27 protein-coding genes are annotated in these 26432 nt (G+C 73.5%); 20 read left to right on the plus strand and 7 right to left on the minus strand.

Going from position 1 to position 26432, the window contains the following annotated elements; translation table 11 throughout:
• Nucleotides 1–17 precede the first annotated feature (17 nt).
• On the minus strand, nt 18–632 hold the full coding sequence (locus ACGFZ2_RS28795; RefSeq protein ID WP_393259723.1) for a TetR/AcrR family transcriptional regulator: 615 nt from the start codon (nt 630–632) through the stop codon (nt 18–20).
• Nucleotides 633–690: 58 nt separating this feature from the next.
• On the opposite strand from ACGFZ2_RS28795, the gene ACGFZ2_RS28800 reads away from it, so the two are divergent.
• Nucleotides 691–1452, plus strand: coding sequence for an SDR family NAD(P)-dependent oxidoreductase (locus ACGFZ2_RS28800; RefSeq protein ID WP_393458932.1), 762 nt, complete (start codon nt 691–693; stop codon nt 1450–1452).
• A 51-nt stretch (nt 1453–1503) separates the two neighbouring features.
• On the opposite strand, the gene ACGFZ2_RS28805 is transcribed toward ACGFZ2_RS28800, so the two are convergent.
• From ACGFZ2_RS28805 to ACGFZ2_RS28815, 3 genes are all read right to left on the minus strand, one after another.
• The gene (locus ACGFZ2_RS28805) at nt 1504–2727 is read right to left on the minus strand and encodes a hypothetical protein (RefSeq protein WP_393259727.1); all 1224 of its coding nucleotides are present in this window, start codon (nt 2725–2727) and stop codon (nt 1504–1506) included.
• A 113-nt stretch (nt 2728–2840) separates the two neighbouring features.
• Nucleotides 2841–4526 (minus strand): GTPase, encoded by a 1686-nt coding sequence (locus ACGFZ2_RS28810; RefSeq protein ID WP_393458935.1) that lies wholly within the window; start codon nt 4524–4526, stop codon nt 2841–2843.
• A complete protein-coding gene (locus tag ACGFZ2_RS28815; protein WP_393259732.1) occupies nt 4523–6364 on the minus strand; it encodes an ABC transporter in 1842 nt (613 codons plus the stop codon). Before ACGFZ2_RS28815 ends, ACGFZ2_RS28810 begins: the two co-directional genes overlap by 4 nt.
• Before the next feature lie 220 nt (nt 6365–6584).
• Between ACGFZ2_RS28815 and dnaK the strand changes: the two genes are divergently transcribed.
• The 5 genes from dnaK to ACGFZ2_RS28840 all read left to right on the plus strand — a co-directional run bounded on the left by dnaK (nt 6585) and on the right by ACGFZ2_RS28840 (nt 11395).
• Complete coding sequence (gene dnaK, locus ACGFZ2_RS28820) at nt 6585–8447, plus strand: molecular chaperone DnaK (protein ID WP_393259734.1); 1863 nt, start codon at nt 6585–6587, stop codon at nt 8445–8447.
• 48 nt (nt 8448–8495) lie between these two features.
• Complete coding sequence (grpE, locus tag ACGFZ2_RS28825; RefSeq protein WP_393259736.1) at nt 8496–9224, plus strand: nucleotide exchange factor GrpE; 729 nt, start codon at nt 8496–8498, stop codon at nt 9222–9224.
• A gap of 83 nt (nt 9225–9307) precedes the next feature.
• Complete coding sequence (gene dnaJ / locus ACGFZ2_RS28830; protein WP_357693425.1) at nt 9308–10504, plus strand: molecular chaperone DnaJ; 1197 nt, start codon at nt 9308–9310, stop codon at nt 10502–10504.
• 46 nt (nt 10505–10550) lie between these two features.
• Nucleotides 10551–10991, plus strand: coding sequence for a heat shock protein transcriptional repressor HspR (locus tag ACGFZ2_RS28835; protein WP_350682760.1), 441 nt, complete (start codon nt 10551–10553; stop codon nt 10989–10991).
• 194 nt (nt 10992–11185) lie between these two features.
• Nucleotides 11186–11395, plus strand: coding sequence for a hypothetical protein (locus tag ACGFZ2_RS28840; RefSeq protein ID WP_393259740.1), 210 nt, complete (start codon nt 11186–11188; stop codon nt 11393–11395).
• Nucleotides 11396–11552: 157 nt separating this feature from the next.
• On the opposite strand, the gene ACGFZ2_RS28845 is transcribed toward ACGFZ2_RS28840, so the two are convergent.
• The 3 genes from ACGFZ2_RS28845 to ACGFZ2_RS28855 form a co-directional block, all read right to left on the minus strand.
• Nucleotides 11553–11984, minus strand: coding sequence for a hypothetical protein (locus ACGFZ2_RS28845; RefSeq protein ID WP_393458938.1), 432 nt, complete (start codon nt 11982–11984; stop codon nt 11553–11555).
• Nucleotides 11985–12162: 178 nt separating this feature from the next.
• Complete coding sequence (locus ACGFZ2_RS28850) at nt 12163–13368, minus strand: cation:proton antiporter (RefSeq protein ID WP_357449876.1); 1206 nt, start codon at nt 13366–13368, stop codon at nt 12163–12165.
• Between the two features lie 7 nt (nt 13369–13375).
• On the minus strand, nt 13376–13876 hold the full coding sequence (locus tag ACGFZ2_RS28855) for a TrkA C-terminal domain-containing protein (protein WP_350702229.1): 501 nt from the start codon (nt 13874–13876) through the stop codon (nt 13376–13378).
• 233 nt (nt 13877–14109) lie between these two features.
• On the opposite strand from ACGFZ2_RS28855, the gene clpB reads away from it, so the two are divergent.
• The 14 genes from clpB to ACGFZ2_RS28925 all read left to right on the plus strand — a co-directional run bounded on the left by clpB (nt 14110) and on the right by ACGFZ2_RS28925 (nt 26421).
• Nucleotides 14110–16701, plus strand: coding sequence for an ATP-dependent chaperone ClpB (clpB, locus tag ACGFZ2_RS28860; protein WP_393458941.1), 2592 nt, complete (start codon nt 14110–14112; stop codon nt 16699–16701).
• A 113-nt stretch (nt 16702–16814) separates the two neighbouring features.
• Complete coding sequence (locus ACGFZ2_RS28865) at nt 16815–17195, plus strand: hypothetical protein (RefSeq protein ID WP_393458944.1); 381 nt, start codon at nt 16815–16817, stop codon at nt 17193–17195.
• A 69-nt stretch (nt 17196–17264) separates the two neighbouring features.
• Nucleotides 17265–18206 carry a hypothetical protein gene (locus ACGFZ2_RS28870; protein ID WP_393458947.1) on the plus strand — a complete coding sequence of 314 codons (942 nt, stop codon included), beginning with the start codon at nt 17265–17267 and terminating at the stop codon, nt 18204–18206.
• Between the two features lie 106 nt (nt 18207–18312).
• Nucleotides 18313–18936, plus strand: a complete 624-nt coding sequence (locus tag ACGFZ2_RS28875; RefSeq protein ID WP_363705170.1) for a DUF4178 domain-containing protein — start codon at nt 18313–18315, stop codon at nt 18934–18936.
• Nucleotides 18936–19442: a DUF2617 family protein gene (locus tag ACGFZ2_RS28880; protein ID WP_393259754.1), complete on the plus strand. Its 507-nt coding sequence runs from the start codon at nt 18936–18938 to the stop codon at nt 19440–19442. Before ACGFZ2_RS28875 ends, ACGFZ2_RS28880 begins: the two co-directional genes overlap by 1 nt.
• Nucleotides 19439–19864, plus strand: a complete 426-nt coding sequence (locus ACGFZ2_RS28885; protein WP_393259756.1) for a DUF4247 domain-containing protein — start codon at nt 19439–19441, stop codon at nt 19862–19864. The genes ACGFZ2_RS28880 and ACGFZ2_RS28885 overlap by 4 nt, the downstream gene beginning before the upstream one ends.
• 36 nt (nt 19865–19900) lie before the next feature.
• Nucleotides 19901–20323: a DUF350 domain-containing protein gene (locus tag ACGFZ2_RS28890; protein WP_350685610.1), complete on the plus strand. Its 423-nt coding sequence runs from the start codon at nt 19901–19903 to the stop codon at nt 20321–20323.
• Nucleotides 20323–21150: a hypothetical protein gene (locus tag ACGFZ2_RS28895; protein WP_393458950.1), complete on the plus strand. Its 828-nt coding sequence runs from the start codon at nt 20323–20325 to the stop codon at nt 21148–21150. The genes ACGFZ2_RS28890 and ACGFZ2_RS28895 overlap by 1 nt, the downstream gene beginning before the upstream one ends.
• A complete protein-coding gene (locus tag ACGFZ2_RS28900) occupies nt 21147–22715 on the plus strand; it encodes a polyamine aminopropyltransferase (RefSeq protein WP_393259762.1) in 1569 nt (522 codons plus the stop codon). The genes ACGFZ2_RS28895 and ACGFZ2_RS28900 overlap by 4 nt, the downstream gene beginning before the upstream one ends.
• 122 nt (nt 22716–22837) lie before the next feature.
• Complete coding sequence (locus ACGFZ2_RS28905) at nt 22838–23695, plus strand: hypothetical protein (protein ID WP_393458953.1); 858 nt, start codon at nt 22838–22840, stop codon at nt 23693–23695.
• Between the two features lie 72 nt (nt 23696–23767).
• Complete coding sequence (locus ACGFZ2_RS28910; RefSeq protein WP_393458956.1) at nt 23768–24472, plus strand: hypothetical protein; 705 nt, start codon at nt 23768–23770, stop codon at nt 24470–24472.
• Nucleotides 24469–25278 carry an SDR family NAD(P)-dependent oxidoreductase gene (locus ACGFZ2_RS28915; RefSeq protein ID WP_393458960.1) on the plus strand — a complete coding sequence of 270 codons (810 nt, stop codon included), beginning with the start codon at nt 24469–24471 and terminating at the stop codon, nt 25276–25278. Before ACGFZ2_RS28910 ends, ACGFZ2_RS28915 begins: the two co-directional genes overlap by 4 nt.
• A gap of 168 nt (nt 25279–25446) precedes the next feature.
• Nucleotides 25447–25986 carry an orotate phosphoribosyltransferase gene (locus ACGFZ2_RS28920; protein ID WP_393259773.1) on the plus strand — a complete coding sequence of 180 codons (540 nt, stop codon included), beginning with the start codon at nt 25447–25449 and terminating at the stop codon, nt 25984–25986.
• 57 nt (nt 25987–26043) lie between these two features.
• Nucleotides 26044–26421 (plus strand): helix-turn-helix transcriptional regulator, encoded by a 378-nt coding sequence (locus ACGFZ2_RS28925; RefSeq protein ID WP_007073957.1) that lies wholly within the window; start codon nt 26044–26046, stop codon nt 26419–26421.
• Nucleotides 26422–26432: the final 11 nt, after the last annotated feature.

Below are 26432 nucleotides of genomic sequence, written 5' to 3' on the forward strand. Positions count from 1 at the left end.
CCGGACCCTTCCGGTCGTCAGGCCGGTGGCGGCTGCCAGGCGGTCAGCGCGACCCGCGCCACGGCCGCCAGTTCGTCCTCCGTGGCGCCGTCGCGGGCCTGTACCGACATGCCCTGCACGATCGCGCCGACGTACCGGGCCAGGCTCCGCGGGTCGGCGGCGGGATCGAGGGTGCCCACCGCCTGCGCCCGCCGGAAGTAGTCGGCGATCTGCTCCAGAGTGGTGTCGCGGCGGGCGGCGACGGCCCGCGCCACGGAGTCGGATTGTGGCGGCACCTCCAGCGCCGCCGTGGAGATCATGCAACCGCCCGGACCGCCACTGCCGGCGAACTGGCGTGCCGCGCCGAGGAGGAAGTCCGCGAGCCCGGCGCGGTCGGGGACCTCCCGGTCGAGCGGGGCGGTGGCGTGGCGTCCGACGTGCGTGACGTAGTGGTCGAGGCAGGCGGAGTACAGCCTTGCCTTCGAGCCGAACGCGTGGTAGATGCTCGGCGGGTTCAGGCCGGTGGCCGCCTGCAGCATCGTCAGGCTCGCGCCCTCGTAGCCGTGCGCCCAGAACACCCGCATGGACTGCTCGAGAACCCGCTCCTGGTCGAAGGACCGGGGCCGGCCGGGGCCCCCCTCCCGCTTTTTCATAGTGACCACTATAGTAAACGCGGGTTGTTTAGCGATCGATACAAAAAAGGGGGCGTCGATGGGATCATCAGTGCTGGTGACGGGTGGTTCGCGGGGCATCGGTCGGGCGATCGCCGTGGGACTGGCGGGTACCGGCGCGGAGGTCGTCGGGATCCACTACACGCGCGACGAGGCGGCCGCCCGGCAGACCGCGGAACAGGTCCGTCAGGCCGGCGCCGCGCCGGTGCTGGTACGCGCGGAGTTCGGCACCGACGGCGTGGCCGCCGCCGAGCGGCTTGCCACGACGTTCCTCGACCAGGTCGAGCAGACCGTCGGGCACCGCCAGATCGACGTCCTGGTCAACAATGCCGGCATCGGTGGTCCGCAGCAGCTCGGTTCGATCGACGAGGCGACGTACCGGCGGGTGGTGGAGGTCAACCTCACCGTCCCGATCTTCCTCACCCAGGCGCTCTGGCCGCACCTGCGCGACGGAGGGCGGGTGATCAACGTGTCCACCGGATACACCCGGATCGCCGCCCCCACGCACCCTGTCTACTCGGCGACGAAGGCGGCGCTGAACGCGCTGACCCTGGCCCTGGCCCCCACACTGGGCGCCCGCGGCGTCACCGTCAACGCGGTGATGCCCGGCGTCATCGAAACCGACATGAACGCCGACTGGCTCGACCAGGGGGACGCCCGGAAGGAGGCGGCCGGGCTGTCGGTGTTCAACCGGGTCGGCGACGTCGACGACGTGGCCGACGTGGTGCGGTTCCTCGCCTCGGAGCAGTCCCGCTGGATCACCGGGCAGGTCATCGACGTCACCGGCGGTTCGGCCCTCTGACCGGGCCGGTGCCCCGGCGACGTCGCGCCAGGGCACCGGGCCCGCGAGCTGTCAGGCGCCCTCGTCGGCCAGGCGGTGGCGGTTGGCCTCGATCCAGGCGTCCAGGGCGGCCGGGTCGTCCGGGTCGACGCCGTCGGCCATCAACTGCGCCACAGCGGCGGTGGCGGGGCTGCGCCGCTCCCCCGTGCTGTAGAGGCGGGCGAACTCCGGCACCATCTCCTCGATCGCCGTGTCGGTCTGCGCCGCCGCCCGCTCCGGCAGCCCGCGCTTGCGGGCGGCGTACGCGGCCCAGCCGCGCAGCACCCGGGGCAGCAGGGCGGCGTCGTCCATGTCCAGCACCGCCCGCCGGTGCACCCAGTCCAGCAGGAACAACCCGGACACGGTCGGGCTCCACCGCATCGGGTCGGCGTCGGGGAAGCTGGCCGCGTGGTCCAGCAGCAGGCTGAGGCAGAAGTGCAGCGAGGCCAGCTCCGCCCCGTCGACGGCGTCCAGGCCGAACCGGGCCGCCTCCGGCGAGGCGAGGAACCGGCGGACCAGCTCCGTACGCTCGGCGGCGGAGAGCGGCTCGACGGCGGGCGCGGGCACGGTGCGGATGGGGCGGGGCAACCGCGCCAGCCGGGCGCCGAGCAGGGCGCGGTCGGTGGCCAGCGAGCCCTCCCCGGGCAGCTCGCTCAGGCTGTCGGTGATCGTCAGGTGCCGGCCCACCTCGGCGTGCATCCGGGCCGGCTCCTCGTCGCGGAACCAGGTCAGCTCGTCCCCGGCACACATCTGCCGCACCTGGTCGAGGATCCGGTCGGGCGGCCCGCCGACGAAGACGTCCTTGGTGATGCCGATGTTGTGGTCGAGCAGCGTCACCACCGCGTGCGCCGGCCCGCCGGCCGGGTCGTCGTACGCGAAGGTCGCCAGGTAGGAGGTCTGGTCGCCGTACACGTCGCCGTAGGACCAGCAGCCGGTGAGGTGGACCCGGCCGAGGTGGGCGGCCCAGGCGGGGGTGGCGGCGCCGGGGCGGACCCGGGCGGCACCCTCGGCGTCGGGCACCAGCGCGGCGAAGACCGAGCGGACGGTGGTCGCGGCGGCCGAGCGGCGACGGGAGGTGGCGGCCAGGAAGCCGGCCACGAATTCCCGCACCGCGCCGTCGCGGTCGGTCTCCGCGACCGCGTAGACGCTGCCGAGCAGGGCCGCGCCGAGCATCTCCGCGTCGAGGGCGTTCTCCAGCTTGGCCACGTCGCGGGCGGCGTGCAGCACCGCGTCGTACGGGGTCTGAGGCGTTCCCATCCACCGACCCTACGCTGCCGCCCGGCTCCGGACGGTACGAGCGACCCGAGCATCGCCCGCGTCGTGGGCACCCACCATCGCCGACCTGCGGCTGCCGCCGACGAGTGCCCGGGTCAGCGGCCGGCGGCGTCCCGCAGGGCGGCCCGGGCCTCGGCGTAGGAGGCGAGCACCGCCCGCACCGGGGCCAGCACCTGTTCCTCGCCGACCGTCGTCACCCGCTCGGTGAGCCGGTGCTCGGCGCGGCGGCGGGCGCGGCGGGCCGCCCACCGGACGGCCGGCCTGGTCAGGGCCGCCACCAGCAGCCCGGCGAGCAGGCCGCCGAGGAGCAGCAGGGTGGGCAGCGGCACCTCGCCGACGGCCGGGTCGGCCAACTCCGGCAGGCCCAGTGCGCGCAGCCCGTAGCCGAGCGCCAGCCAGGCGAGCCCGGCCAGCGCGGCCAGGGTCACCAGCCACTGGAGGCCGCCGACGATCCGCCACCAGAGCGGCCGCCGGTCCATGCCGAGGTCGGTGCCGGCGACCGCGCGGTCCAGCACGTCCGGCAGGTCGCCGAGGCGCGACCGGGCGGCGGCGGTCACCGCGGCGGGCCAGGAGGCGGGCAGTTCCGCCCCGGCCCGGTCGGCCACGGACCGGATCGCCAGCCCGAGCGCGGAGCGTTGCGCGGCGGTGGGGTCGGGCACCGAGGTCGCGGCGACCGGGCTCTCCGCCGGGTCGTCGCGCTCGCCGGCCGGGCCGGGCAGGTGCAGCCGGCGCAGCGGGTCGGGCCGCAGCCGCCGCCAGCCCCGGACCAGCGGCCAGCCGGTGGCGGCGGCGCCCCGGTGCCGGTACGCCTGCTCGACCGCCTCGGCGACCGTCGGCACCCCGGCGGCGCCGGCCAGCGCCCGGTGCAGCGCGGCGACGGCGGCGTCGTCCGGCCCGGCGGCCGGCGACCCGCCCCCGACCAGCTCGTCGAGCCCGGCCACCACCGTGTCCACGTCACCCTGGAGCCGGCGCAGCGCGGCCTGCCGCCCGGCCACCGTCCGTTCCAGCGCCTCCCGGAGCCCGACCATGCCCGCCGGTTCCACGGCGGTGGTGGCCTGCAGCGGCACGCCGGCCAGGCCGTCCGCGTCGAGCAAGCGGCGCAGGTCGGCCAGCACCCGGGGCAGCTCGGCCGGGGGCAGCCGGTCGGCCTGGTTGAGCACGACCAGCGTGACATCCCTGTGCCGGTGGAACTCGCGCAGGTAGCTGGTGTGGATGACGCGGTCGGCGTACTTCTGCGGATCGACCACCCAGACCACGAGGTCGACCAGGCCGAGCAGGCGGTCCACCTCCAGCCGGTGGGACCGCTGCACCGAGTCGAAGTCGGGCAGGTCGAGCAGGATCAGCCCGTGCAGGGCGGACTCGTCGTCGCCGTCGAGCACGCTCTCCCGGACGAACCGGTGCCGGGGCAGCACGCCGACCCAGTCGAGCAGGCGGTTGCCGCCGTCGAGCGGCCCCCAGACGCAGGCGTGCGTGACGCCGGTGGTGGGGCGGCGCACCCCGACCGGGGACAGCTCCATCCGGGCGAGCGCGTTGAACAGGCTGGACTTGCCGCTGCCGGTCGCGCCGGCGAGGGCCACCACGGTGTGGTCGCGGGAGAGCGCCAGCCGGGTGCCGGCCCGCTCGACCAGGGTGTGCGCCGACACGAGTCGCGAATCCGGCAGGTGGCCGTCGACGACCGTGAGGAACCGGCGTACGGCGTCGAGGCGGGCGATCAGCGCGTCGGCGTCCACCCGTCGGTCACCACGGAACGCCTCCCGCATCCGCCCGACGATGTTCGTCATGATCCCCCGCCCTCGGTGCCGGGGAGGCGTGCGGCGTCCGCGTCGGCCAGGCCGCTGCGGTGCCGGGCCATCTCCACCCCGTTGCCGGCCCGGCGCAGGGCCTCCGCGGTGTCCGCGGCGGGCCGGGCCTCCGCCGTCCGGGCCAGGTAGCGGGCGGCCTCGTCGTCCAGCAGGGCCCGCACCCGGTTCAGCAGGTCGGCCCGGGCCTTGGCGGCGAGCGTACGCACGGCCTGGTCGCCGAAGACCGCCTGGAGCACGGTCTGCGCGGCGACCGTGGTGCCGGCCCCGGTGGCGACCTCCAGCCCGGTCGGGATGAACGCGGTCGAGGCGAACACGGCGATCATCACGGCGAGCCCGGTGGCGTTGACGGCGTACGCGGCCGTGCGGGCCACGAAGCGCCGGTCGCCGCCCTCGACCCGCACCAGCTCCAGCACGCCGCGCTGCCACTCCCGGACCAGGCGCTCGGCCCGCTCGGGCAGGTCGCCGGCGGGGTGGGCGAGCCCCGGTTCGAGCAGTGCCGCCCCGGCGGGATGCGCCTTCCACCCGGTGTACGCGTTCTCCGCCGCCTCGGCGGCGACGCCGCGCAGCAGGGTCACCAGCTGGGACTCGATCGCCTCGCGCAGCTCGGAGGCGGGCGCGGGACGGCCGGTGACGGTGGCCACCACCCGGTCGCGGAGCCGCCCGATCCGGGCCTCCAGCGTGCGGAAGAACTCCCCGGTGCCGACGAACTCCTGCCAGCGGGCGAGCACCTCGCCACGGAGCAGCCGACCGTCCTTCAGCCCCTGCTCGACGGTCCGGTGCGCCCCCCGGTACGCCGCCCGCACTCGCTCGTCGAGCGCGTCAGCGGCGGTCACCTGCTCGTCGGCGGCGTCGGCGAGCCCCTCGACCGCCGGGCGCAGCGCGGCGAGTGCGCCGTCGAGGGTCTGCCGGACCACGGCCGCCCGGGCGTCGGCGTCGGCGGCCAGCCGGGCGAACCAGGCGGAGAGCGGCGCGGTCACCCGGTCGGGCAGCAGGCCCTGCCCGTCGACCGAGGTCTCGGGCAGCACGAACAGCGGGGCCGCGCCGAGATCCTGCGCGGCGAGCATCTCCGACAGGTGGGCGGCGATCTCGTCGGCCGCCTCCGGGGGCACCCGGTCCAGCACCATGGCGATCACCGCGCCCCGGGCCCGGGCGCTGCGCAGCAGCTCCCAGGGGACCGCGTCGGCGTAGCGGGCGGCGGTGGTGACGAAGAGCCAGAGGTCGGCGGCGGCCAGGAGTTGGCCGGCCAGGGCCCGGTTGGCGTCGACCACCGAGTCGATGTCGGGCGCGTCGAGGAAGGCCAACCCGGGCGGCAGGGCGGGGGCGGTGACCAGTTGCAGGGTGCGCGGGTCCTCGCTGGGCTCGTTGGTGCGGGTGAGGCCGGGCAGCAGCTCGCCCTGACGGAACCAGCCGGAGTCGGCCGGGCTGCACACCAGCACCGGGGAGCGGGTGGTGGGCCGGAGCACCCCGGCCGCGCTCACCCGCGCCTGCACCAGGCTGTTGACCAGGGTGGACTTGCCCGCGCCGGTGGACCCGCCGACCACCACGAGCAGCGGCGCGTCGAGCCGGCGCAGCCGGGGCAGCAGGTAGTCGTCGAGCTGGTCGGTGAGGCTCCTGGCGGCCTGTCGGGCGGGCTCGGCGGAGGGCAGCGCCAGCGGGAACCGGGCCGCCCCGATCGCGGCGCGCAGGCCGGCCAGCGCGGCGGGCAGGCTGTCGTCCCCGGTGGTGGCGGGCCGGTCCTCCCCGGCGTCCGTGGAGCCGGTGCGGGCTGCGACGGTGGGCGCGTCGGCCTGGGTGGCGGAGTCGCCGTGCGTCGTCACCGCTAAAGCGTGCCCGACCGACGCAAGGGAAGACAACCGGCCGGTAGTACCCGTGACTTGCGTCGGGTCGGCTCAACCTCGACTTGACGATTTCCGGGGGCGTGGCACTATTGAGTCAAGTTCACTCAACTTGTGGTGGGGTCGCTGCGGGCGACGCCGCCACGCAGCTCAGGGCGGTGCCCACGAGCGGCTCACAACGTCACGAAGCGAGGAAGCGAAGATGGCACGTGCGGTCGGTATCGACCTCGGCACGACGAACTCCTGCGTCAGCGTCCTGGAGGGCGGTGAGCCCACCGTCATCGCCAACGCTGAGGGCTCGCGGACGACCCCGTCGATCGTCGCGTTCGCCCGCAACGGCGAGGTGCTCGTCGGTGAGGTCGCCAAGCGCCAGGCGGTGACCAACCCGGACCGGACGATCCGCTCGGTCAAGCGGGAGGTCGGCACCAACTGGTCCGTCGACATCGACGGCAAGAAGTACACCCCGCAGGAGATCTCGGCCCGCACGCTGATGAAGCTCAAGCGGGACGCCGAGGCGTACCTGGGCGAGCAGATCACCGACGCGGTGATCACCGTCCCGGCCTACTTCAACGACAGCCAGCGCCAGGCCACCAAGGAGGCCGGCGAGATCGCCGGCTTCAACGTGCTGCGGATCGTGAACGAGCCGACCGCGGCGGCCCTGGCGTACGGGCTGGACAAGGGCTCCAAGGAGCAGACCGTCCTGGTCTTCGACCTCGGCGGCGGCACCTTCGACGTGTCGCTGCTCGAGCTGGCCGAGGGCGTCATCGAGGTCAAGTCGACCAGCGGTGACAACAACCTCGGTGGTGACGACTGGGACCAGCGCATCATCGACCACCTGGTGAAGACCTTCCGGGGCGAGCACGGCATCGACCTGGCCCAGGACAAGATGGCCCTGCAGCGGCTCCGCGAGGCGGCCGAGAAGGCCAAGATCGAGCTGTCCGCCGCCACCACCACCAACATCAACCTGCCGTACATCACGGCCGGCGCGGCGGGCCCGCTGCACCTGGACGTGACGCTCAGCCGGGCCGAGTTCCAGCGGATGACGCAGGACCTGCTGGACCGCTGCAAGGGCCCGTTCGAGCAGGCCGTGAAGGACGCCGGCATCAAGGTCTCCGACGTCGAGCACGTCATCCTGGTCGGCGGCTCGACCCGCATGCCGGCCGTGACCGACCTGGTCAAGCAGCTCACCGGCAAGGAGCCCAACAAGGGCGTCAACCCGGACGAGGTCGTCGCCGTCGGCGCCGCCCTGCAGGCCGGTGTGCTCAAGGGCGAGGTCAAGGACGTCCTGCTGCTCGACGTGACCCCGCTGAGCCTGGGCATCGAGACCAAGGGCGGCATCTTCACCAAGCTGATCGAGCGCAACACCACCATCCCGACCAAGCGCTCCGAGGTCTTCACCACGGCGGACGACAACCAGCCGTCGGTGCTGATCCAGGTGTTCCAGGGCGAGCGGGAGATCGCGGCCTACAACAAGAAGCTCGGCACCTTCGAGCTGACCGGCCTCCCGCCGGCGCCGCGCGGCGTGCCGCAGATCGAGGTCACCTTCGACATCGACGCCAACGGCATCGTCAACGTCCACGCGAAGGACCTCGGCACCGGCAAGGAGCAGAAGATGACGATCACCGGCGGCTCCTCGCTGCCGAAGGACGACATCGAGCGCATGCGCCGCGACGCCGAGGAGCACGCCGAGGACGACAAGCGTCGCCGCGACGAGGCCGAGACCCGCAACCTGGCCGAGGCGCTCCAGTGGCAGACCGAGAAGTTCCTGGCCGAGAGCGGCGACAAGCTGCCGTCGGAGTCCCGTGACCAGATCAACGAGGCGCTCGGCGAGCTGCGCGGCGCCCTCGGTGGTCAGGACATCGAGAAGATCAAGTCGGCGCACGAGCGGCTGGCGCAGGTCTCCCAGCAGGCCGGTTCGCTGCTCTACAGCCAGCAGGGCGAGCAGCCGGGCGAGGCCGGCCCGGGTGCCGCGGGTGCGGCGGGCGCCGGGGCGACCGGTGGCGCGCAGGCCGGTGGCGCGGACGACGTGGTTGACGCGGAGATCGTGGACGAGGACAAGAAGTGACGGTCCGTCCCCGGACACGGCACCACGGCAGAGGGATGAGGTAACCCCATGACGGAGAAGCCACGAGCCGCCGACCCGGGTGCGACCGGGTCGACGCCGGGTGGCTCCGCGCCCGCCGAGCAGGCCGGCGACGGGCCGCGGGTCGTCATCCGCAACAACCGCAAGATCAGTGAGACCAACGAGCCGGCCGCCGCCGACGCCGGGTCGGACGCCCCGGCCGAGGGCCTGGTCGAGGAGGCCGAGGTCGTGGTCGACGAGATCGAGGTCGAGGCGGCCGAGGTGGCCGGCCCGCCGGTGGTGGACGCCCCGGCACAGCCGGCCGACGGCGGCGGGACCGCGCTCGGCGCCGAACTGGAGGCGCTGCGCAAGGACCTCGACGAGCGGACCCGGGACCTGCAGCGGGTGACGGCGGAGTACGCCAACTACCGCAAGCGGGTGGACCGGGACAAGGGTCTGGTCACCGAGCAGGCGACCGGCGCGGTGCTCGCCGCGCTGCTGCCGATCCTCGACGACCTGGACCGGGCCCGCGAGCACGGCGACCTGGTCGGGCCGTTCGGCACGGTGGCCGAGCAGCTCACCACGGCGCTCGGCAAGTTCGGGCTGACGGCGTTCGGCGAGCAGGGCGACCCGTTCGACCCGACCCGGCACGAGGCGGTGGCCCACCAGACCTCGGCCGACGTCACCGAGCCGACCTGCGTGCAGGTGATGCGCCGGGGCTACCAGGTCGGGGAGCGGCTGCTGCGACCCGCCATGGTCGCGGTCGCCGACCCGGAGTAGTGCGCAACGACGACCGGATCGTCCCGCCCACCCCGAACGGGTGGGCGGGACGGTCGGTCCCCAGGTAGGGAGGGGGTGGACCGGTGAGTTCCAAGGACTGGATCGAGAAGGACTTCTACGCCGTGCTGGGCGTGGACAAGGCCGCCTCCGGCGACGACATCAAGAAGGCCTACCGGAAGCTGGCGCGGGATTCACACCCGGACCACAACCCCGGTGACCCGAAGGCCGAGGAGCGTTTCAAGGCCGCCTCCGAGGCGTACGCGGTGCTCGGCGACGACGCCAAGCGCCGCGAGTACGACGAGCTGCGCTCGCTGTTCGGCTCGGGCGCGTTCCGGCGCAACGCCCGTGGCGCCGGCCAGCCCGGCGGCATGCCGTTCGACGTCTCCGACCTGTTCGGGGGCGCGGCCGGTGGGGGTGGCGACCGCCGCTTCGGCGGGGCCGGCTTCCAGGACCTGTTCAGTTCGATCTTCACCGGCGGCGCCGCTGGTCCCGGCGGCGGGCCGGCCGCACCCCGGGGCCCGGCGCGGGGCCGGGACGTCGAGGCCGAGGTGGCCCTCGACTTCGGCGACGCCGTACGCGGGGTGACCGTCCCGTTGACGCTGCGCGCGCCGGGGGTCTGCGACACCTGCCACGGCAACGGGGCCAAGCCCGGCACCCAGCCGCGCACCTGCCCGGTGTGCCACGGAGCCGGGGTGACCACCCGCAACCAGGGGTCGTTCAGCTTCTCCGAGCCGTGCCGCAACTGCCAGGGCGTGGGCACGATCGTGGAGGAGAAGTGCCCGGAGTGTCAGGGCACCGGCGGGGTCACCAAGACCCGCACGCTGAACGTCCGCTTCCCGGCCGGGGTGGCCGACGGCCAGAAGATCCGGCTGGCGGGGCGGGGCGAGCCCGGCGCGCGGGGCGGCCCGGCCGGGGACCTCTTCGTGCACGTCAAGGTGCGACCGGACGAGCTGTTCGGGCGTACGGGCGACGACCTCACGCTGACCGTGCCGATCACGTTCGCGGAGGCCGTGCTCGGCACGGACCTGCGGGTGCCCACCCTCGACGGCGCGGTGACCCTGCGGGTGCCGCCGGGCACGCCGAGCGGCCGGATCCTGCGGGCCCGCGGCAAGGGGGTGGTCCGCCGTGACGGGCGGGCGGGTGACCTGCTGGTGACCCTCGACGTGGTGGTGCCCGCGCGGGTGTCCGACGAGGCGCGTACGGCGTTGGAGAGCTTCGCCGCGCAGACCCCGCCGGCCGCCCGGGAACATCTCGACGCGCGGGTGCGTCGATTCAGTTGACCCGGTGTTCAGTCGGCTCGGTGGAGTGCACGCGGAGGTGAGCGGGATGTCGGACGAGTTCGTCGGTTCGGGTGACCCTGCCTACGAGGCCAAGGTGCTGATGATCTCGGTGGCGGCACGGATGGCGGGGATGCACCCGCAGACCCTGCGCCAGTACGACCGGCTGGGCCTGGTCCAGCCGGGCCGGGCGGCCGGCGGTGGCCGCCGCTACAGCGTGCGGGACGTGGTGCTGCTGCGCGAGGTGCAGCGGCTCAGCCAGGACGACGGCATCAACCTGGCGGGGGTCAAGCGCATCATCGGGCTGGAGCGGCTGCTGGAGCAGGCCCAGCAGCGGGTGGCCCGGCTGGAGGCGGAGCTGGACGCCGCGTACCGCCGGATCGCCGAGCTGGAGTCCTTGGCCCGCTTCCCGGGCAGCGACCTCGTCCCGACCAACCGCACCTCCACCGCGCTGGTGGTCTGGCGTCCCCGGCGGGGCCCCGACCGCTGACGACACCTCACCGCGCCCGGCCGCCCTCCCGCAGCCGGGCGCGGTCGTCTTTCCGCCGCCGCCACCGCCCGGGACGTGCGTCGTCTCCGCAGGCGCCCGCGGTTGCCGGTTCCCCGGCGGGGACGGCGCCGGATCCGCTAGCCTCAAAATCAGGTCCAACCATCTCAATCCGGACTGTGATGGCAGGGGGAGCCATGACGGAAGCGGCGAGGAAGGTTGCCCAGCAGACCGAGGACCGGCTCGACGAGGTGGCGAAGAACGTCCGGGAGAGATTCGACCGGTTCACCGAGAGCCGCTTCACCGACGAGATCAAGAACGGCAGGTTCGCCGACCAGGTCGACCACGGCATCGACCAGGGACGCGACGAGGCGAGACGCCGCGAGCAGGGCGGATCGGAACACTGACGTTCCGCCGACGTGCGGGCCGGGACCCACGGGGGGTCCCGGCCCGTTCGCCGTCCGGAGGCGGGCCGGGACGCCAGAGGTCCCAGGCGGGGGTCCCGGCCCGTTCGCCGTTGTGAAGTGCGGGCCCGGGGGTGCGCCGTGCGGGTGCGTGGGGCGCTCAGGCGATGCGGCGGTTCTCCCGGACCAGGCCGCCCTCGCACCAGTCCCGGTAGACGAAGAGCTCCGGCCGGGCCAGCAGCGCCCGGCTGTTGTACGCCCAGGTGCGTATCAGGTCGTCGCCGTTCCGCTCGGCCTGCTCGACCAGCTTCCGGAAGCGCCGCTTCGGGTGGGCGCGGAAGTTCGTCCGGATGCCGTCGGCGGCGTAGATGTAGAGGCAGTGCAGGGCGAACCGGCGGGCCGGGCAGGTCGCGTCCATCGCCAGGTCGAAGAGCACCGCCACCAGCCGGTCACCGGAGACCAGCAGGTCCCAGTCCGGCGGCATGGAGGTCAGCGGCACGGAGTCGGGCTGGAAGGCCCACGCGCGCAGCTCGGCGGGGGTCGGATCGACGGGGTTGGCAAAGCCGTGGAACGTCGACTCCTGCACGCTCACCGGCCAACCTTCCGCTCTCGTCCGCGGGGGCTCAGGCCGTCCGCGACCTCTGGCTGCTGGGGCGAAACGGTAGCCCGGCGCGTTCACCGGCGGTAGGCCCCGCCGGAGGCAATTCGACAACCGTTGGGCGAGGGCCGGGCCGACCGTACGGTCGACCCGGCCCGGACGGTGCCGTCGGTCAGTCGTGCGCCGGCACCGGTTGGGCCCGCTGGGCCGCGCCGCGTCTCCGCAGCCACCGCTTGAACCACGCGAAGTCGGGCAGCCGCGCCAGCATCGGCCCGGTCACGACCGTGATCAGCACGTACGCCGTGGCGAGCGCCGCCAGCTTCGGATCGACGCTGCCGGCGGCCACCGCGAGCCCCGCGATGACGATGGAGAACTCTCCCCGGGGCACCAGGGTCAGGCCGGCCCGCCAGCGACCGGGTTCGGCGATGCCGACCCGGCGGGCCGCCAGGTAACCGGTGAGCGTCTTCGTCGCCATGGTGATCACGGCCAGCGCGAGCGCGGGCAGCAGCACCGGCGGGATGTCCCGCGGGTCCGTGACCAGACCGAAGAAGACGAAGAAGACCGCCGCGAAGAGGTCCCGCAGCGGGGTGAGCAGCTCGGTCGCGTGGTGCGCCACCGGCCCGGAGAGCGCGATGCCGACCAGGAACGCGCCGACCGCCGCCGACACCTGGAGCTTCGCCGCGATGCCCGCCACCAGCAGGGTCATCCCGAGTACGCCGAGCAGCAGCGCCTCCGGGTCCTTCGCCGACATGGCGGTGGAGATCAGGTTGCCGTACTTGATCGCGACCACCAGAACCAGCAGCACGGTGCCGACCGCGACACCGAGCGCGATGCCGCCGCCCAGCAGGCCGCTGCCGGCGAGCACCGCGGTCGCCAGGGGCAGGTAGAACGCCATCGCGAGGTCCTCGATCACCAGGATCGAGAGGATCACCGGGGTCTCCCGGTTACCGAGGCGGCCCAGGTCGGCGAGGACCTTGGCGATGACCCCCGAGGAGGAGACCCAGGTGATGCCGGCGAGCACCAGGGCGGCGACCCAGTCCCAGCCGAGCAGCAGCGCGAACGCCGCCCCGGGCAGCGCGTTCAGCAGCCCGTCGATCAGGCCGGCCGGGGCCGCGGCGCGCAGGTTGCCGACCAACTCGTTGGCCGAGTATTCCAGGCCCAGCATGACCAGCAGCAGGATCACGCCGATCTCGGCGCCGACCGCGAAGAACTCCTCGCTGGCGGCCAGGGGCAGCAGGCCGCCGTGCCCGAACGCGAGCCCGGCGAGCAGGTAGAGGGGGATGGGCGAGAGGCCGATCCGGCGGCTCAGCCGGCCGAGGAGGCCGAGCAGGAAGAGCAGTGCGCCGACTTCGATGAGCAGTGTTGTCGTTTCGTGCATCCGCGCCTCAGCCGTCCGGGTCGCTGTCGGCAAGGATGGCTGTCACCCCGTCGAGGCCCTGGCGGGTCCCGACCACGACCACCACGTCACCGGCGGCGAAGCGGAAGGAGGGCTCCGGCGAAACGATCACCTCACCGTGGCGCAGCACGGCCACGATCGAGGCGCCCGTGCGGGAACGTGCCTGCGTGTCCCCGAGCTTCCGGTTGACGTACTTCGAGCCGGCCGGAATGGCGATCTGCTCGGTGAGCAGGCCGGCGGCCTGCTCCCGCAGCCCGGACAGCTGACCGAGCATCAGCGACGCACCGAGGATGTCGGCGAGCGCCTCCGCCTCGTCGTCCGTCAGCGGTATGTCGTGCTGACATGAGTCGGGATCGTCCGGGTCGTACAGGACGAGGTCACGGCGGCCATTGCGGTGGGAGACCACACCGAGGCGGCGACCGGACTCCGTCAACAGATCGTGACGGACCCCGATTCCCGGCAGGGCGGTCTGTTCAACACGTACGCGCACCCGGCCAGGCTACCCCTGGTCGGCCCGCGCAGATCTTGGCAGCGAGCGCCGTTCCGCTGCGTGGTCGCTCAGCGCTTCTCCGCCACGAGAACGGCCCGTTCAATCGATCACTCAGACACCCCTGGGCACGTCTGGATGATGGAAGTGATCCAGCTCACACCGTCAGGGTTGAGCGGAATAGGCTCAACTCTGGTTGTGTCCTTCCCAGTGGACACGCCGATCCGGGGGAGCCCATGAACACGGAACGACTCACCACCAAGAGCCGCGAGACCATCACCGGTGCCGTCGCGATGGCGAACCAGCGCGGTCACGCCACCGTGGAGCCCTGGCACCTGCTGCTGGCGCTGCTGGACACCGAGGGCTCGACCGCCGCCGGCCTGCTGCGCGCCGTCGGGGCCGACCCCGCCGAGCTGCGCCGGGTCGCCCAGCGCTCGGTCGACGCCCTGCCCGCCGCGCGCGGCTCCAGCATCGCCGAGCCGACCCTGGCCCGCGAGTTCGTCAACGCCATCGGGGCCGCCGAGCAGATCGCCCGGCCGCTCGGCGACGAGTACACCTCCACCGAGCACCTGCTCGCCGGCCTGGCCCGGGTGGGTGGCGCGGTGTCTGGCGCGCTGAAGTCGGCCGGCGCCACCGAGGAGAACCTCGTCGCCGCCTTCCCGACCGTCCGCGGCGGGGACCGGCGGGTCACCACCGCCGACCCCGAGCAGACCTACCAGGCCCTGGCCAAGTACGGCGTGGACCTGACCGCCAGCGCCCGCGACGGCAAGATCGACCCGGTCATCGGCCGGGACTCGGAGATCCGCCGGGTGATCCAGGTGCTGTCCCGGCGTACCAAGAACAACCCGGTGCTGATCGGCGAGCCGGGCGTCGGCAAGACCGCGATCGTCGAGGGCCTGGCCCAGCGGATCGTCGCCGGCGACGTGCCCGAGTCGCTGCGCGACAAGAAGCTGGTCTCGCTCGACCTCGGCGCGATGGTCGCCGGCGCGCAGTACCGGGGCCAGTTCGAGGAGCGGCTGAAGTCCGTCCTGGAGGAGATCAAGAACTCCAACGGGCAGGTCATCACCTTCCTCGACGAGCTGCACACCGTCGTCGGCGCCGGCAAGGGCGAGGGCTCGATGGACGCCGGCAACATGCTCAAGCCGATGCTGGCCCGCGGCGAGCTGCGGATGGTCGGCGCGACCACCCTCGACGAGTACCGCGAGCACATCGAGAAGGACCCGGCCCTGGAGCGCCGCTTCCAGCCGGTGCTGGTCGGCGAGCCGACGATCGAGGACACCATCGGCATCCTGCGCGGCCTCAAGGAGCGCTACGAGGTGCACCACGGCGTACGCATCACCGATGCCGCCCTGGTTGCCGCCGCGGCACTGTCGGACCGCTACATCACCGACCGGTTCCTGCCGGACAAGGCGATCGACCTGGTCGACGAGTCCGCCTCCCGGCTCCGGATGGAGATCGACTCCCGGCCCGTCGAGGTGGACGAGATCGAGCGGGCGGTGCGCCGGCTGGAGATCGAGGAGATGGCGCTGGCCAAGGAGCCCGACGCCGCCTCCGCCGAGCGGCTGGAGCGGCTGCGCAAGGAGCTGGCCGACAAGCGCGAGCAGCTCACCGCCCTCGCCGACCGCTGGAAGCTGGAGAAGGACCACATCACCAAGCTCTCCACCGCCAAGGAGGAGCTGGAGCGGCTCGGCGGCGAGGCCGAGCGGGCCGAGCGCGACGGCGAGCTGGAGCGCGCCGCCGAGCTGCGCTACGGCCGGATCCCCGCCCTCAAGACCGAGCTGAAGCAGGCCGAGGAGGAACTGGCCCGGCTCCAGGCCGACGGCGCGATGCTCAAGGAGGAGGTCGGCGCCGACGACATCGCCGCCGTGGTCGCCTCCTGGACCGGCATCCCCGCCGGCCGGCTGCTGGAGGGCGAGACCGCCAAGCTGCTGCGGATGGAGGAGTCGCTGGGCGCCCGCGTGGTCGGCCAGGCCGAGGCCGTGGGCTCGGTCTCCGACGCCGTACGCCGGGCCCGGGCCGGGGTCGCCGACCCGGACCGCCCGACCGGCAGCTTCCTCTTCCTGGGCCCGACCGGCGTCGGCAAGACCGAGCTGGCCAAGGCGCTCGCCGAGTTCCTCTTCGACGACGAGCGGGCCATGGTCCGCATCGACATGAGCGAGTACGGCGAGAAGCACTCCGTCGCCCGCCTGGTCGGCGCCCCGCCGGGCTACGTCGGCTACGAGGAGGGCGGTCAGCTCACCGAGGCGGTGCGCCGCCGGCCGTACTCGGTGATCCTGCTGGACGAGGTCGAGAAGGCCCACCCGGACGTCTTCGACGTCCTGCTCCAGGTGCTGGACGACGGCCGGCTCACCGACGGGCAGGGCCGCACGGTGGACTTCCGCAACGCCATCCTGATCCTCACCTCCAACCTCGGGTCGTCGGTGATCGGCGACCTGACGCTGGCCGAGGAGCAGCGCCGGGAGGGTGTCCTCGCGGTGGTCCGGTCGCACTTCAAGCCGGAGTTCCTCAACCGGCTGGACGACATCGTGGTCTTCGCCGCGCTGCACGGTGACGACCTGCGGGCCATCGTGGACATCCAGCTCGACCGGATGCGCAAGCGGCTCGCGGACCGCCGCCTCGGCCTGGACATCACCGACGCCGCCCGGGGGTGGCTGGCCGAGCACGGCTACGACCCGATCTACGGGGCCCGGCCGCTGCGCCGCCTGGTTCAGACGGCGATCGGCGACCAGCTCGCCAAGGCCCTCCTGGCCGGCCGGATCCGCGACGGCGACACGGTTCGCGTCGACCTGGCGGACACGAAGGACGCTCTCTCGGTCTCGACGGCCTGACCCCGGCCCGACCCGCACCGATCATGAGGTTGGCGGCGAGTTGGCTCTCCGCAACTGCCGCCAACCTCATGATTCAAGGAGTCGGGCGGGGCGCGGCGGGGAAGGAGACGGGCATGTTCGGGATCGGGAAGAAACGGGACCGGGATTTCGAGGCGGCCCTCGACGAGCTGCGGCAGGCCGACACGGTGGCGTTCGGCGGCGTCGGGATCGCCGGCACGCTGCTGCCGGTGACCGAGGCGTACCGGCGGGTCGAGGCGGCGATCGCCGACGACCCCGAGGACGTACGCGGGCAACTCGACCGGCTGCTCGCCGAGGGCACCCCGGCGGGCCGCGTCTACGCCGCCACGCTGCTGGAGGGGATCGACCCGGCGGCCGGCCGGGCGGCCTGGACGGCGCTGCGGGACGACCCGGCAGAGTTCGGCACGTTCACCGGCTGTGTCATGGGCCGCGCCACCCTGGGCGGCTACGCGTCGGAGCGGCTCGCCGGAGCATGACCCGTTCGCCGGCCGGCCCCGCCCGATCGGGTCTGCCGGCCGGCGCCGGCGGTCCGTAGCTTCCGTCCCATGACGCCGCCCGCCGCCGACGCGCCGGTACGCCCGCCCCGTCCCGCCACCGTCACCATCGCCTTCTGGTTGCAGCTCGTGACCGTGCTCGTCCTCCTCGGGCTGGTGGCCCTGGTGGTCACCCAGGCCTTCCAGTGGGACGGCCAGATCGACCGCGCGGTGCGGGCGGTCCCGGACGCCGATCCCGACGAGGTGCGCGGCGAGCGCTGGAGCAACGTCGTCGGGGCGGTGGTGCTCGGCCTGCCCGCCCTGCTGCTCGCGCTCTGGCTGGCCGCCACGGCGCTGCCGGTGCGGCGCGGCGGCAACGTCGCCCGGATCCTGGTCTTCGTGGCCGGCGGCGTCCAACTGGTCGTCTGCTGTGGCCAGAGCTTCGCCGGCGTGCTCGTGTTCCCCCTGCTCTTCGGCCTCGGCCTCGGCTCCGACGAGCCGTACGCGGAGGAGGAGTATCCCGTCGAGGGGCCGGTCGACCCGGAGGCCGACTTCTGGGCGGAGTCGAAGTTCGTCGAGACCCTCTACTCGCAGTCCGACCCCTTTGATGCGGTGCTGTTCCCGCTGGCCGGCCTCGGGGTGCTGACCGTGCTGCTGCTCACCCTCGCGGTGGTGCTGCTGCTGGCGCTGCCGCCCGCCCACCGGTGGTTCGTGCCCCGGGCCGCCTCCCCCGCCGCGCCGCCACCGCCGGCCGGCTACGCCCTGATCCCCGTCGCCTACGCCCCGCCGGCCGGGCCCGGCGCCTATACCCCGGCGGCCTGGCCCGGTGCCTACGCCCCAGTGGCGGGGCCAGGTGCCTACGCCCCGCCGGCCGGGCCCGGCGTCCACGTCCCGCCGGCTGGCTCCGGCGGTCACCAGGCCGTCCCGCCCGGTCACCTGATCTGTCCCGATCCGGCGGCACACCAGGCTCCGCCACGGCCGGGTGACGCCGAGACGGGCGCGGCGGACGACTGAGCCGCCCAGCACGTCGCGTAATCGGTTCCTCACTCGAACGACGGCAGGTTTCCCCAGGTGCGCGGGGTTGTTACCGTCTCCGCCGACGTACCTGGGGAGGTGGTCGGTGGACGGGTCGGTGGCGTACCTGCTGACGGCGGCGGGCTGTCTGGTGGGGGTGGCCGGAGTGGTGGTCGCCGTGGTGGCCCTGCGCCGGGGTCGGTCCCGGCCCCAGCGCCCCAAGGACCCGGGCGATCCGCTGCGGGACCGGGACGCCGACGCGCTGCGCGGCGACCCCCGCCGCCTGAAGCCCGGCGACATCGTCGAGATCCGCGGGACGTCGTACGCCGTCCGCGGCTCGATCCGCCTGGTCGAGGGCGGCTGGAGCTGGGCCGAGCACCTGCTCGACGACGCCGCGGGCGTGCGCCGTTGGCTCTCCGTGGAGGAGGACCCGGAGCTGGAACTGGTGCTCTGGGCCGCCGAGCCGGGCGCCACCGTCACCCCGGGCGCCCCGACGATCGACTTCGCCGGCCGACGCTACAACTGGGACGAGTCCGGCCAGGCCCGCTACACCGCTACGGGTACCACCGGCCTCGACCCGACCGGCACCATGCGGTACCACGACTACCAGGCGCCCGGCGGGGCCCGGCTCTCCTTCGAGGCGTACGGCGAGGCGGGCTGGGAGGTGGCGCTGGGCGAGGTGCTGCACCGCGCCGACGTGATGATCTACCCGCAGGCCGAGGTGGACTGATGCTCGTCACCCTCGACGCCCCGTACGTCGACACCAGCGCCGCCGACCTCAGCCTGGCCCTCGGCGACGACGAGTTGCCGGCGCTGCACGTGCTCGACCTCGACCTGCCCGGCGGCGTCCGGCTGCGGCTGCGCCTGCTCGGCGCCTCGCACCAGGTGGTCCTGCGCGCTGGAGGCACCACGCTGACCGAGACGGTCGCCTGCCTGCCCGGCCGCCCGCCCGAGCTGCCGCAAGCGGTGCAGGACGAGGCGAACGGCTACCGCTTCACCGCGACCGTGCTGCGGCCCGCCGGCACCGGGCTGAGCGACCGGGTGGCCGCCCTGCGCGCCGACCTGGCCGACGACCCGTACGCGCTGGTGGGGGTCTTCCCCGGCGACGTCGACGCGGTGACCGCGCTGTCGGTGCGCCCCGACCCGCCGGACGGCGCCCTCGGCTGGCGCACCTGGCACGCGTATCCCCAGACCAACGAGCTGGTCCTGACCGAGACGGTGGTGGCACTGCGATGACGTACCGACGCTGGTTCGTGGTGGGGGTGGCGTTCGCCGTCATCGGCGCGCTGGTCGCCGCCTTCGCCATCTTCTACGGCAACTTCTCGCCCCGCGGCTTCGTCGAGGACAGGTACACCCGGGCGGTGAGCCGGGACATCGGCCGGGACGCGGTCGCCTACACCTCGAACCGGTCGCCCAGCCAGGTGGCGAAGGAGGTCACCGACGCGTGGCGGCCGGCCGACCAGTACGTCGACGGCAGCGGTGTCTACCTGCGCTACGACGACGACTCGGTGGTGATCCTGCCGATCGCCGCCGGCTCGGTGATCCTGTTGGAGCGCATGGGCACGGCGTACCCGCGCTACCACTCCACCGTGGGCAACCACTGGGGCTGGGGCCGGGGCAGCACCGTGCGCGGCGGCGGCCCGGGCTCCGGCAAGTAGCTCATCCCCTCACCCCGACGAAACCCTGGAGTCCCCTTGCAGACGCTGGTCACCGATCTGCTGGTCACGCTCGCCTACGGCGTGGTCGGTGTCGTCCTGATGGCCGTCGGCTACGCCCTGGTCGACGTGGCCACCCCCGGAAAGCTCCACGAGCTGATCTGGGTCGAGCGCAACCGCAACGCCGCGCTGCTGCTCGCCTCCAACCTGGCGGGCGTCGGCATCATCGTGGTGGCGGCCATCGCCGCCAGCGCCGACGACTTCGTGCTCGGCATCGTCGGCGCGGCGGCGTACGGCATCCTCGGCCTGGTCATCATGGCGGCGGCGTTCCTGCTGCTCGACGTGGCCACGCCGGGCAGGCTCGGGGAGATCCTGGTCGACCCGCAGCCGCACCCGGCGGTCTGGGTCTCCGCCGTCGTCCACCTGGCCACCGGCGCGATCATCGCCGCCGCCATCAGCTGATGGCCGGCGCGAAGACACCCGCCGCGCCGGCCGCGAAGAAGTCGTCGCCGAAAGCGGCGGCGGTCGTCTGGCTGGTCAGCGGCATGATCGTCCTCGGTTGCGTGGTGGCCGGGATGGTCAACAGCGGTTCGGGAGACGACGACGTGCCGTCGCCGACCGCGCAGGAACGCGGTGACACCGTGCCGATCCTCCAACGCTCCGCCGACAGCCAGGGCATCTGCTACGGCTGGGTGCTCCAGGACTACTTCAGCTACGGCGACCCGCTGAGCGTCGGGTCGAACCTCGGCGACGGGGTCGCGGTCGAGGAGAATCCGGCCTGCCCCCGATGGGTGCAGGTGGACGCCCGGGTCGCCTACACCTCGGAGAGCAGCGAGAGCAACGACTCCGCGCGGATCGACGTGACGGGCTCCGCCGACATCTCCACCAGCCAGCTGTTCCGCATCGAGGACGGGCTGACCCGGTTCGGCCTGACCGAGGACGTCTTCGTCGACGATCCGGGTTGGGCGATCACCCGGGCCGCCGTGACGCTGCCCCTGCTCGCCGTCGAGGCGGGACTGGTGGAGCCGGCCGCCACCCCGGCTGCCGACGCGGCCACCCCCGCGCCGCTGTCGGACGCCGGCAACGACCTGTGGCGGGACCGCTGGGGCTACCTGCTGGCCGCGGTCGGCCTGCTGCTGCTCACCGGGCTGCTGGTCGCCATCGGCCTGTGGCAGCGCCGCCGCCAGCTCCGCGAGGAGGCCGAGAAGGGCACGGCCGACGGGCGGACGACCACGGCTCCCCGGCAGTCCGCCAAGCGGGATCCACGGCGTACGCCGGAGGGTCGGTGACCGTCGACGCGCCGGCGCCCGCGCGGTGGCGGCTGTCCCGCGCGGCGGTGCTCGTCGCGGTCTTCGTCTGCGCCGCCTGCGGCCTGGTCTACGAGCTGGCCCTGGTCGCCCTGGGCAGCTACCTGATCGGGGACACGGTCGGGCAGGCGTCGATCGTGCTGGGCGTGATGGTGTTCGCGATGGGCGTCGGCGCGCTCGCCGCCAAGCCGTTGCAGCCGCGCGCCGCCGCCGCGTTCGCCGCGATCGAGCTGGCCCTGGCCCTGCTCGGCGGTCTCTCCGTCCTCGGCCTCTACGCGGCCTTCGCGTGGCTGGACCTCTACGGCCCGGCGCTGGTCGGTACCGCGTTCGTGCTGGGCCTGCTGATCGGCGCGGAGATCCCGCTGCTGATGGTGCTGCTGCAACGCATCCGGGAGCAGTCCGCCGGCAGCGCGGTGGCGGACCTGTTCGCCGCCGACTACGTCGGTGCGCTGCTCGGCGGGCTGGCCTTCCCGTTCCTGCTGCTGCCGGTCTTCGGGCAGCTCAAGGGCGCGCTGGTGGTCGGCGCGGTGAACGCCGTGGCCGGGCTTGCGCTGGTCTGCACGGTCTTCCGGCGCGAGCTGAGCCGCCGGGCCCGCGTCGCGCTCGGTGCCGGCGCCGCCGTGGTCTTCCTCAGCCTCGGGTACGCGTGGGTGACCGCGCACGACTTCGAGCTGACCGCCCGCCAGCAGCTCTACCGGGACCCGGTGGTGCACGCCGAGCGCAGCCGCTACCAGGAGATCGTGCTCACCCGCTCGGTCGCCGAGACCGGGCGGGCCGGCACCGACCTGCGGCTCTTCCTCAACGGAGACCTCCAGTTCAGCTCCGTCGACGAGTACCGCTACCACGAGGCGCTGGTGCACCCGGTGCTGAACGGCCCGCGCGGCGAGGTGCTGGTGCTCGGCGCCGGCGACGGCCTCGCCGTACGCGAGCTGCTGCGCTATCCGGACGTCCGGCGGATCACCGTGGTGGACCTGGACCCGGCGGTGGTGGCGTTGGCCCGCAGCGAGCCGCAGCTGCGCCGGCTCAACGGCGGGGCGTTCGACGACCCCCGGGTCCGGGTGGTGCACGCCGACGCGTTCTCGTGGCTGCGTACCGCCACGGACCGGTTCGACGCGGTGGTGGCCGACCTGCCCGACCCGGACGAGACGGCCACCGCCAAGCTCTACACGGTCGAGTTCTACGCGCTGGTGCGCGCGGTGCTCGCCGAGGGCGGCCGGCTGGTCGTGCAGTCCGGTTCGCCGTACTTCGCGCCCCGGTCGTACTGGTCGATCGAGGCGTCGCTGCGCGAGGCGGGCTTCGCCACCACGCCGTACCACGTGGACGTGCCGTCCTTCGGCGACTGGGGCTTCCTGCTCGCCGCCCCCGGCGCGACCGCGCCCGCCCTGGCCCTGCCGCCGGACGCGCCGGCGCTGCGCTTCCTCGACGCGGCGACGCTCTCCGCCGCCGGGGCCTTCCCCGCCGACCGCCGCCGCGTGGACGTGCCGGCCTCCACCCTGCTCCAGCCCCGGGTGCTGGAGTACGCGCGGGCGGAGTGGCGCGGCTACTAGTGCGTGTCGCGGCCCGCTGTGTGCGGGTATGTCGATGCCGTACGGCGGGTCGGTGTCCGCCTGTCGTGCCCGACTGGCCCGATCTCGATACGGTGTGACCGCGATCTTAGGGAGGGAGAATCATGGTCGATCCCCACAACACGCCGGCCCGCACCCGGCCGGGTGTGGTGACCATTTCCACGTATCTGCTGTGGCTGTTCGCGCTCACCCAGCTCATCGGCGTCATCATCACGCTGTCCACTCTCGGCACCGTCTCCAGGGTGCTCGACGAGGCCTACCGGGGCACCGAGGCCAACGGTGTGCAGAACCTGGCGGACATCACCAAGGTCATCACCATCGTCAGTGCCGTCATCCTGCTCCTGCTCGCGGTGGTGCTCGCCGTACTGGGCGTGTTCAACAACCGGGGCAGCAACGGGGCCCGGATCACCACCTGGATCGTCGGCGGCATCATGGTCTGCTGCACGGGCGGCGGCCTGGCCAGCGGCCTGGCCGGCGGCGGCTTCGGCGGCACCGGCCAGACGACCGGCAACGGGCCGAGCCCCGAGGAGATTCAGCGTCGCCTGGAGGAGGCGCTGCCCGGCTGGGTCAACCCGGTCTCCACGCTGGTCGCCGTGATCGGGCTGCTCTCGCTGCTCGCCGCGCTGATCCTGCTGGCGCTGCCGAAGGCCAACGAGTTCTTCCGCAAGCCGAAGCAGGCGTGGGAGCCGCCGGTCCCGGGCGCGGCCTACCCGGGCCACCCGCAGACGTCCGGCGAGCCTGGCTACCCGCAGACGCCGGGCTATCCGCAGACGCCGGGCTACCCGCAGGCACCCGGCCAGCCGCCGGCACCGGGCCAGCCCGGCTACCCGGCTCCGGGCGGCCAGCCATCGTCCTCTCCGTACGGCGGGCACCAGGGGCAGCCGGGTCAGCCGGGGGGGACCCCGGGTGGCGAGCAGCCCGGCTCGGACCGCCCCGGTCCGACGCCGCCGCCAGTGAGTTGACCGGTCGATAACAGCGACGCCGACGGTCCCTCCGAGTAGGTTGCATCCCGACGCCTACCGGAGGGACTCGTCGTGTCGTACCCCGATCGGGCACCGGCCCGTCGCCCGGCCGTGGTCACGCTGGCCGTGGCGGCGCTGGTGCTGATGGCGGTCGCCGCCCTGGCGTACGCCGTCGCCGGCGCGGCGACCCTCGGGGGCACCGTGGACCGGTTCCGCGACGCGGCCGGGAGCACCTCGGCGGGCCCCGACCAGGTCGACCGCATCGTCACCCTGCTGCGCGTGTCCACCGTGCTCACCGTGGTGGTGAGCACGGTGGCGGGGCTGCTCCTCGCCGGTCTGGCCCTCGGCCTGCGGGCCGGCCGCTCCGGCGCGCGCACCGCGACCTGGGTGGTGTCCGGCCTGGGCCTGATCCTCGGCTGTTGCGCGCTGGCGGTGCTGGTCGGTGAGCGCGCCGCCCCGCTGCGACTCGGCGAGGACGACCGGGCGACAGGGGAGTTGCTGGGCCTCGTCGACGACTCCCACCCCTCCTGGTGGATTCCCTTGGGCGCGGGGCTTTCCGTCGGCCAGGTGCTCGGTTACCTTGTGGTAGCAACGCTGCTGGCCCTGCCGGCGGCGAACGCCTGGTTCCGCCGCCGACCAGCACCGCCCGCCTCGCAGCAGCCCCTGACGCAGCCCGCACCGCCCGCCGACCCGCAACAGCCCGCACCGCCGCCCGCCCAGCACCAGTGGCACCAACCGCCCGCGCCCTCGTACCCGCCGAGTGAGGATCGCCCGTGACGCTCGACCAGCCGACCACCGGGCGGCGGGCCCTGATCACCGGCGCGACCGCCGGCATCGGCGCCGCCTTCGCCCGCCGGCTGGCGTCGGACGGCTGGCACCTGGTGCTCGTGGCGCGGGATGCCGCCCGGCTGGCTGACACGGCGGCCGAGCTCACCGCGCGGCACGGCCGGGAGGTCGAGACGATCCCGGCCGACCTGTCCACCGACGACGGTTGCGCGGCCGTGGAGCGGCGGCTGGCGGAGGGGTCGCCGGTCGAGTTGCTGGTCAACAACGCCGGCATCAGCCTGAACACCCCGTTCCTGCGGTCGTCCGCCGAGGACGAGGCGCGGCTGCTGCGGCTCAACGTGCACGCGGTGATGCGGCTGACCCTCGCGGCCCTGCGTCCGATGACGGAGCGGCGTCACGGGGCAGTGATAAATGTCTCTTCCGTGGCGGGTTTCGGGGCGGTCATGCCGGGCTCGACCTACTCGGCCAGCAAGGCGTGGGTCACCAACTTCAGTGAGTCCGTCGGCCAGTCCGCGCGGCCGTTCGGCGTCCGCGTGATGGCGCTCTGCCCCGGCTACACGCGGACGGAGTTCCACGAGCGGGCCGGCATCAACATGTCGAAGACCCCGGAGTGGATGTGGCTGCGGGCCGACGACGTGGTCGACGAGGCACTGCGTGACCTGCGCAAAGGCAAGCTGGTCAGCGTCCCCGCGTGGAAGTACAAGCTGGCCGTCGCCGGTCTGCGGCACGCGCCCCGGCGGCTGCTGGAGGCGGTGGCCCGCGACACCCGGGGCCGCATCGACCGCGACGGCGGCTGACCGCCGCAGCGGCGCCGCGCCGCGCCGCCGGCCGGCGTCGATCGCCCGCCCCACCGGCTGAACGGTCGCTCAGCGTAGCCGGCCATCGCCATCCATCGGTCGCTCCCACGGCTGATCCGGGTGGACCCGCCACGCGGCTCCCAGACTTGCGCAGTACCCTCTACCCCCATGGGGGACCACGACGACCTGCGTAAATTCATTACCGACCTGGCGGTGGTCCACGGCCGGGTGGTGCTCTCCTCCGGGCGCGAGGCGGACTGGTACGTCGATCTGCGTCGCGTCACGCTCCATCACCAGGCCGCCCCGTTGGTGGGCCGGGTGATGCGCGAGCTGACCGCCGACTGGGGCTACGACGCGGTGGGCGGCCTGACCCTGGGCGCCGATCCGGTGGCGATGTCCATGCTGCACGCCGCGTCCGCGACTGATCATCCGCTGGACGCGTTCGTGGTCCGCAAGGCGGGCAAGGCGCACGGGCTCCAGCGCCGGATCGAGGGACCGGACGTGGCCGGCCGGCGGGTGCTGGCGGTGGAGGACACGTCCACCACCGGGGGGAGTGTGTTGACCGCGGTCGAGGCCCTTCGTGAGGTCGGGGCCGAGATCGTGGGTGTGGCGGTTATTGTTGATCGAGGCGCCGGCGACGCGGTGAGAGCTGCCGGACTGCCTTATCGGGCGGCCTATACGTTGGCTGACCTCGGCCTTGTGGCGTAAAAGTCTGCCGATTCGGATCTGCTGATATGCAGGCGGATCGATGCTGCTGGTGGAAGGATGGAATACGTGGGAACTGCGTTGGCTGAAATGACCATGCCTCAGATCTCGCCGCTTGCCGGCGAGCCGATCGAACGTGCCGATGCCGAGCGTCTCGCCGGGGTCCTCAAGGCCCTCGCCGACCCCGCTCGACTGCGGCTGCTCAGCCTGATCCAGTCGGCGCCCGAGGGCGAGGCGTGCGTGTGCGACCTGACCGCGCCGCTCGGCCTCTCGCAGCCGACGGTCAGTCACCACCTGCGCATCCTCACCGAGGCCGGCTTGCTGGAGCGGGAGAAGCGCGGTGTCTGGGCCTACTACCGGCTGGTGCCGACCGCGATCGCCACGATCGCGGATCTGCTGACCCCGCCGCGCAAGCGCGCCACCAAGAAGGCTCGCTGACCTGTAGCGAT

The sequence above is a fragment of the Micromonospora sp. NPDC048063 genome (assembly GCF_043202855.1).
Lineage (GTDB): Bacteria > Actinomycetota > Actinomycetes > Mycobacteriales > Micromonosporaceae > Micromonospora.

What these genes read in the sequence shown, in the direction of transcription:
- ACGFZ2_RS28835 (WP_350682760.1), top strand. Translation starts at nt 10,551, where the DNA reads ATGTCGGACGAGTTCGTCGGTTCGGGTGACCCTGCCTACGAGGCCAAG.
- ACGFZ2_RS28850 (WP_357449876.1), bottom strand. Translation starts at nt 13,368, where the DNA reads ATGCACGAAACGACAACACTGCTCATCGAAGTCGGCGCACTGCTCTTC.
- ACGFZ2_RS28920 (WP_393259773.1), top strand. Translation starts at nt 25,447, where the DNA reads ATGGGGGACCACGACGACCTGCGTAAATTCATTACCGACCTGGCGGTG.
- ACGFZ2_RS28895 (WP_393458950.1), top strand. Translation starts at nt 20,323, where the DNA reads ATGGCCGGCGCGAAGACACCCGCCGCGCCGGCCGCGAAGAAGTCGTCG.
- ACGFZ2_RS28795 (WP_393259723.1), bottom strand. Translation starts at nt 632, where the DNA reads ATGAAAAAGCGGGAGGGGGGCCCCGGCCGGCCCCGGTCCTTCGACCAG.
- ACGFZ2_RS28800 (WP_393458932.1), top strand. Translation starts at nt 691, where the DNA reads ATGGGATCATCAGTGCTGGTGACGGGTGGTTCGCGGGGCATCGGTCGG.
- grpE (WP_393259736.1), top strand. Translation starts at nt 8,496, where the DNA reads ATGACGGAGAAGCCACGAGCCGCCGACCCGGGTGCGACCGGGTCGACG.
- ACGFZ2_RS28880 (WP_393259754.1), top strand. Translation starts at nt 18,936, where the DNA reads ATGCTCGTCACCCTCGACGCCCCGTACGTCGACACCAGCGCCGCCGAC.
- ACGFZ2_RS28905 (WP_393458953.1), top strand. Translation starts at nt 22,838, where the DNA reads ATGGTCGATCCCCACAACACGCCGGCCCGCACCCGGCCGGGTGTGGTG.
- ACGFZ2_RS28885 (WP_393259756.1), top strand. Translation starts at nt 19,439, where the DNA reads ATGACGTACCGACGCTGGTTCGTGGTGGGGGTGGCGTTCGCCGTCATC.
- ACGFZ2_RS28810 (WP_393458935.1), bottom strand. Translation starts at nt 4,526, where the DNA reads ATGACGAACATCGTCGGGCGGATGCGGGAGGCGTTCCGTGGTGACCGA.
- ACGFZ2_RS28870 (WP_393458947.1), top strand. Translation starts at nt 17,265, where the DNA reads ATGACGCCGCCCGCCGCCGACGCGCCGGTACGCCCGCCCCGTCCCGCC.
- ACGFZ2_RS28805 (WP_393259727.1), bottom strand. Translation starts at nt 2,727, where the DNA reads ATGGGAACGCCTCAGACCCCGTACGACGCGGTGCTGCACGCCGCCCGC.
- ACGFZ2_RS28865 (WP_393458944.1), top strand. Translation starts at nt 16,815, where the DNA reads ATGTTCGGGATCGGGAAGAAACGGGACCGGGATTTCGAGGCGGCCCTC.
- ACGFZ2_RS28840 (WP_393259740.1), top strand. Translation starts at nt 11,186, where the DNA reads ATGACGGAAGCGGCGAGGAAGGTTGCCCAGCAGACCGAGGACCGGCTC.
- ACGFZ2_RS28925 (WP_007073957.1), top strand. Translation starts at nt 26,044, where the DNA reads ATGGAATACGTGGGAACTGCGTTGGCTGAAATGACCATGCCTCAGATC.
- clpB (WP_393458941.1), top strand. Translation starts at nt 14,110, where the DNA reads ATGAACACGGAACGACTCACCACCAAGAGCCGCGAGACCATCACCGGT.
- dnaK (WP_393259734.1), top strand. Translation starts at nt 6,585, where the DNA reads ATGGCACGTGCGGTCGGTATCGACCTCGGCACGACGAACTCCTGCGTC.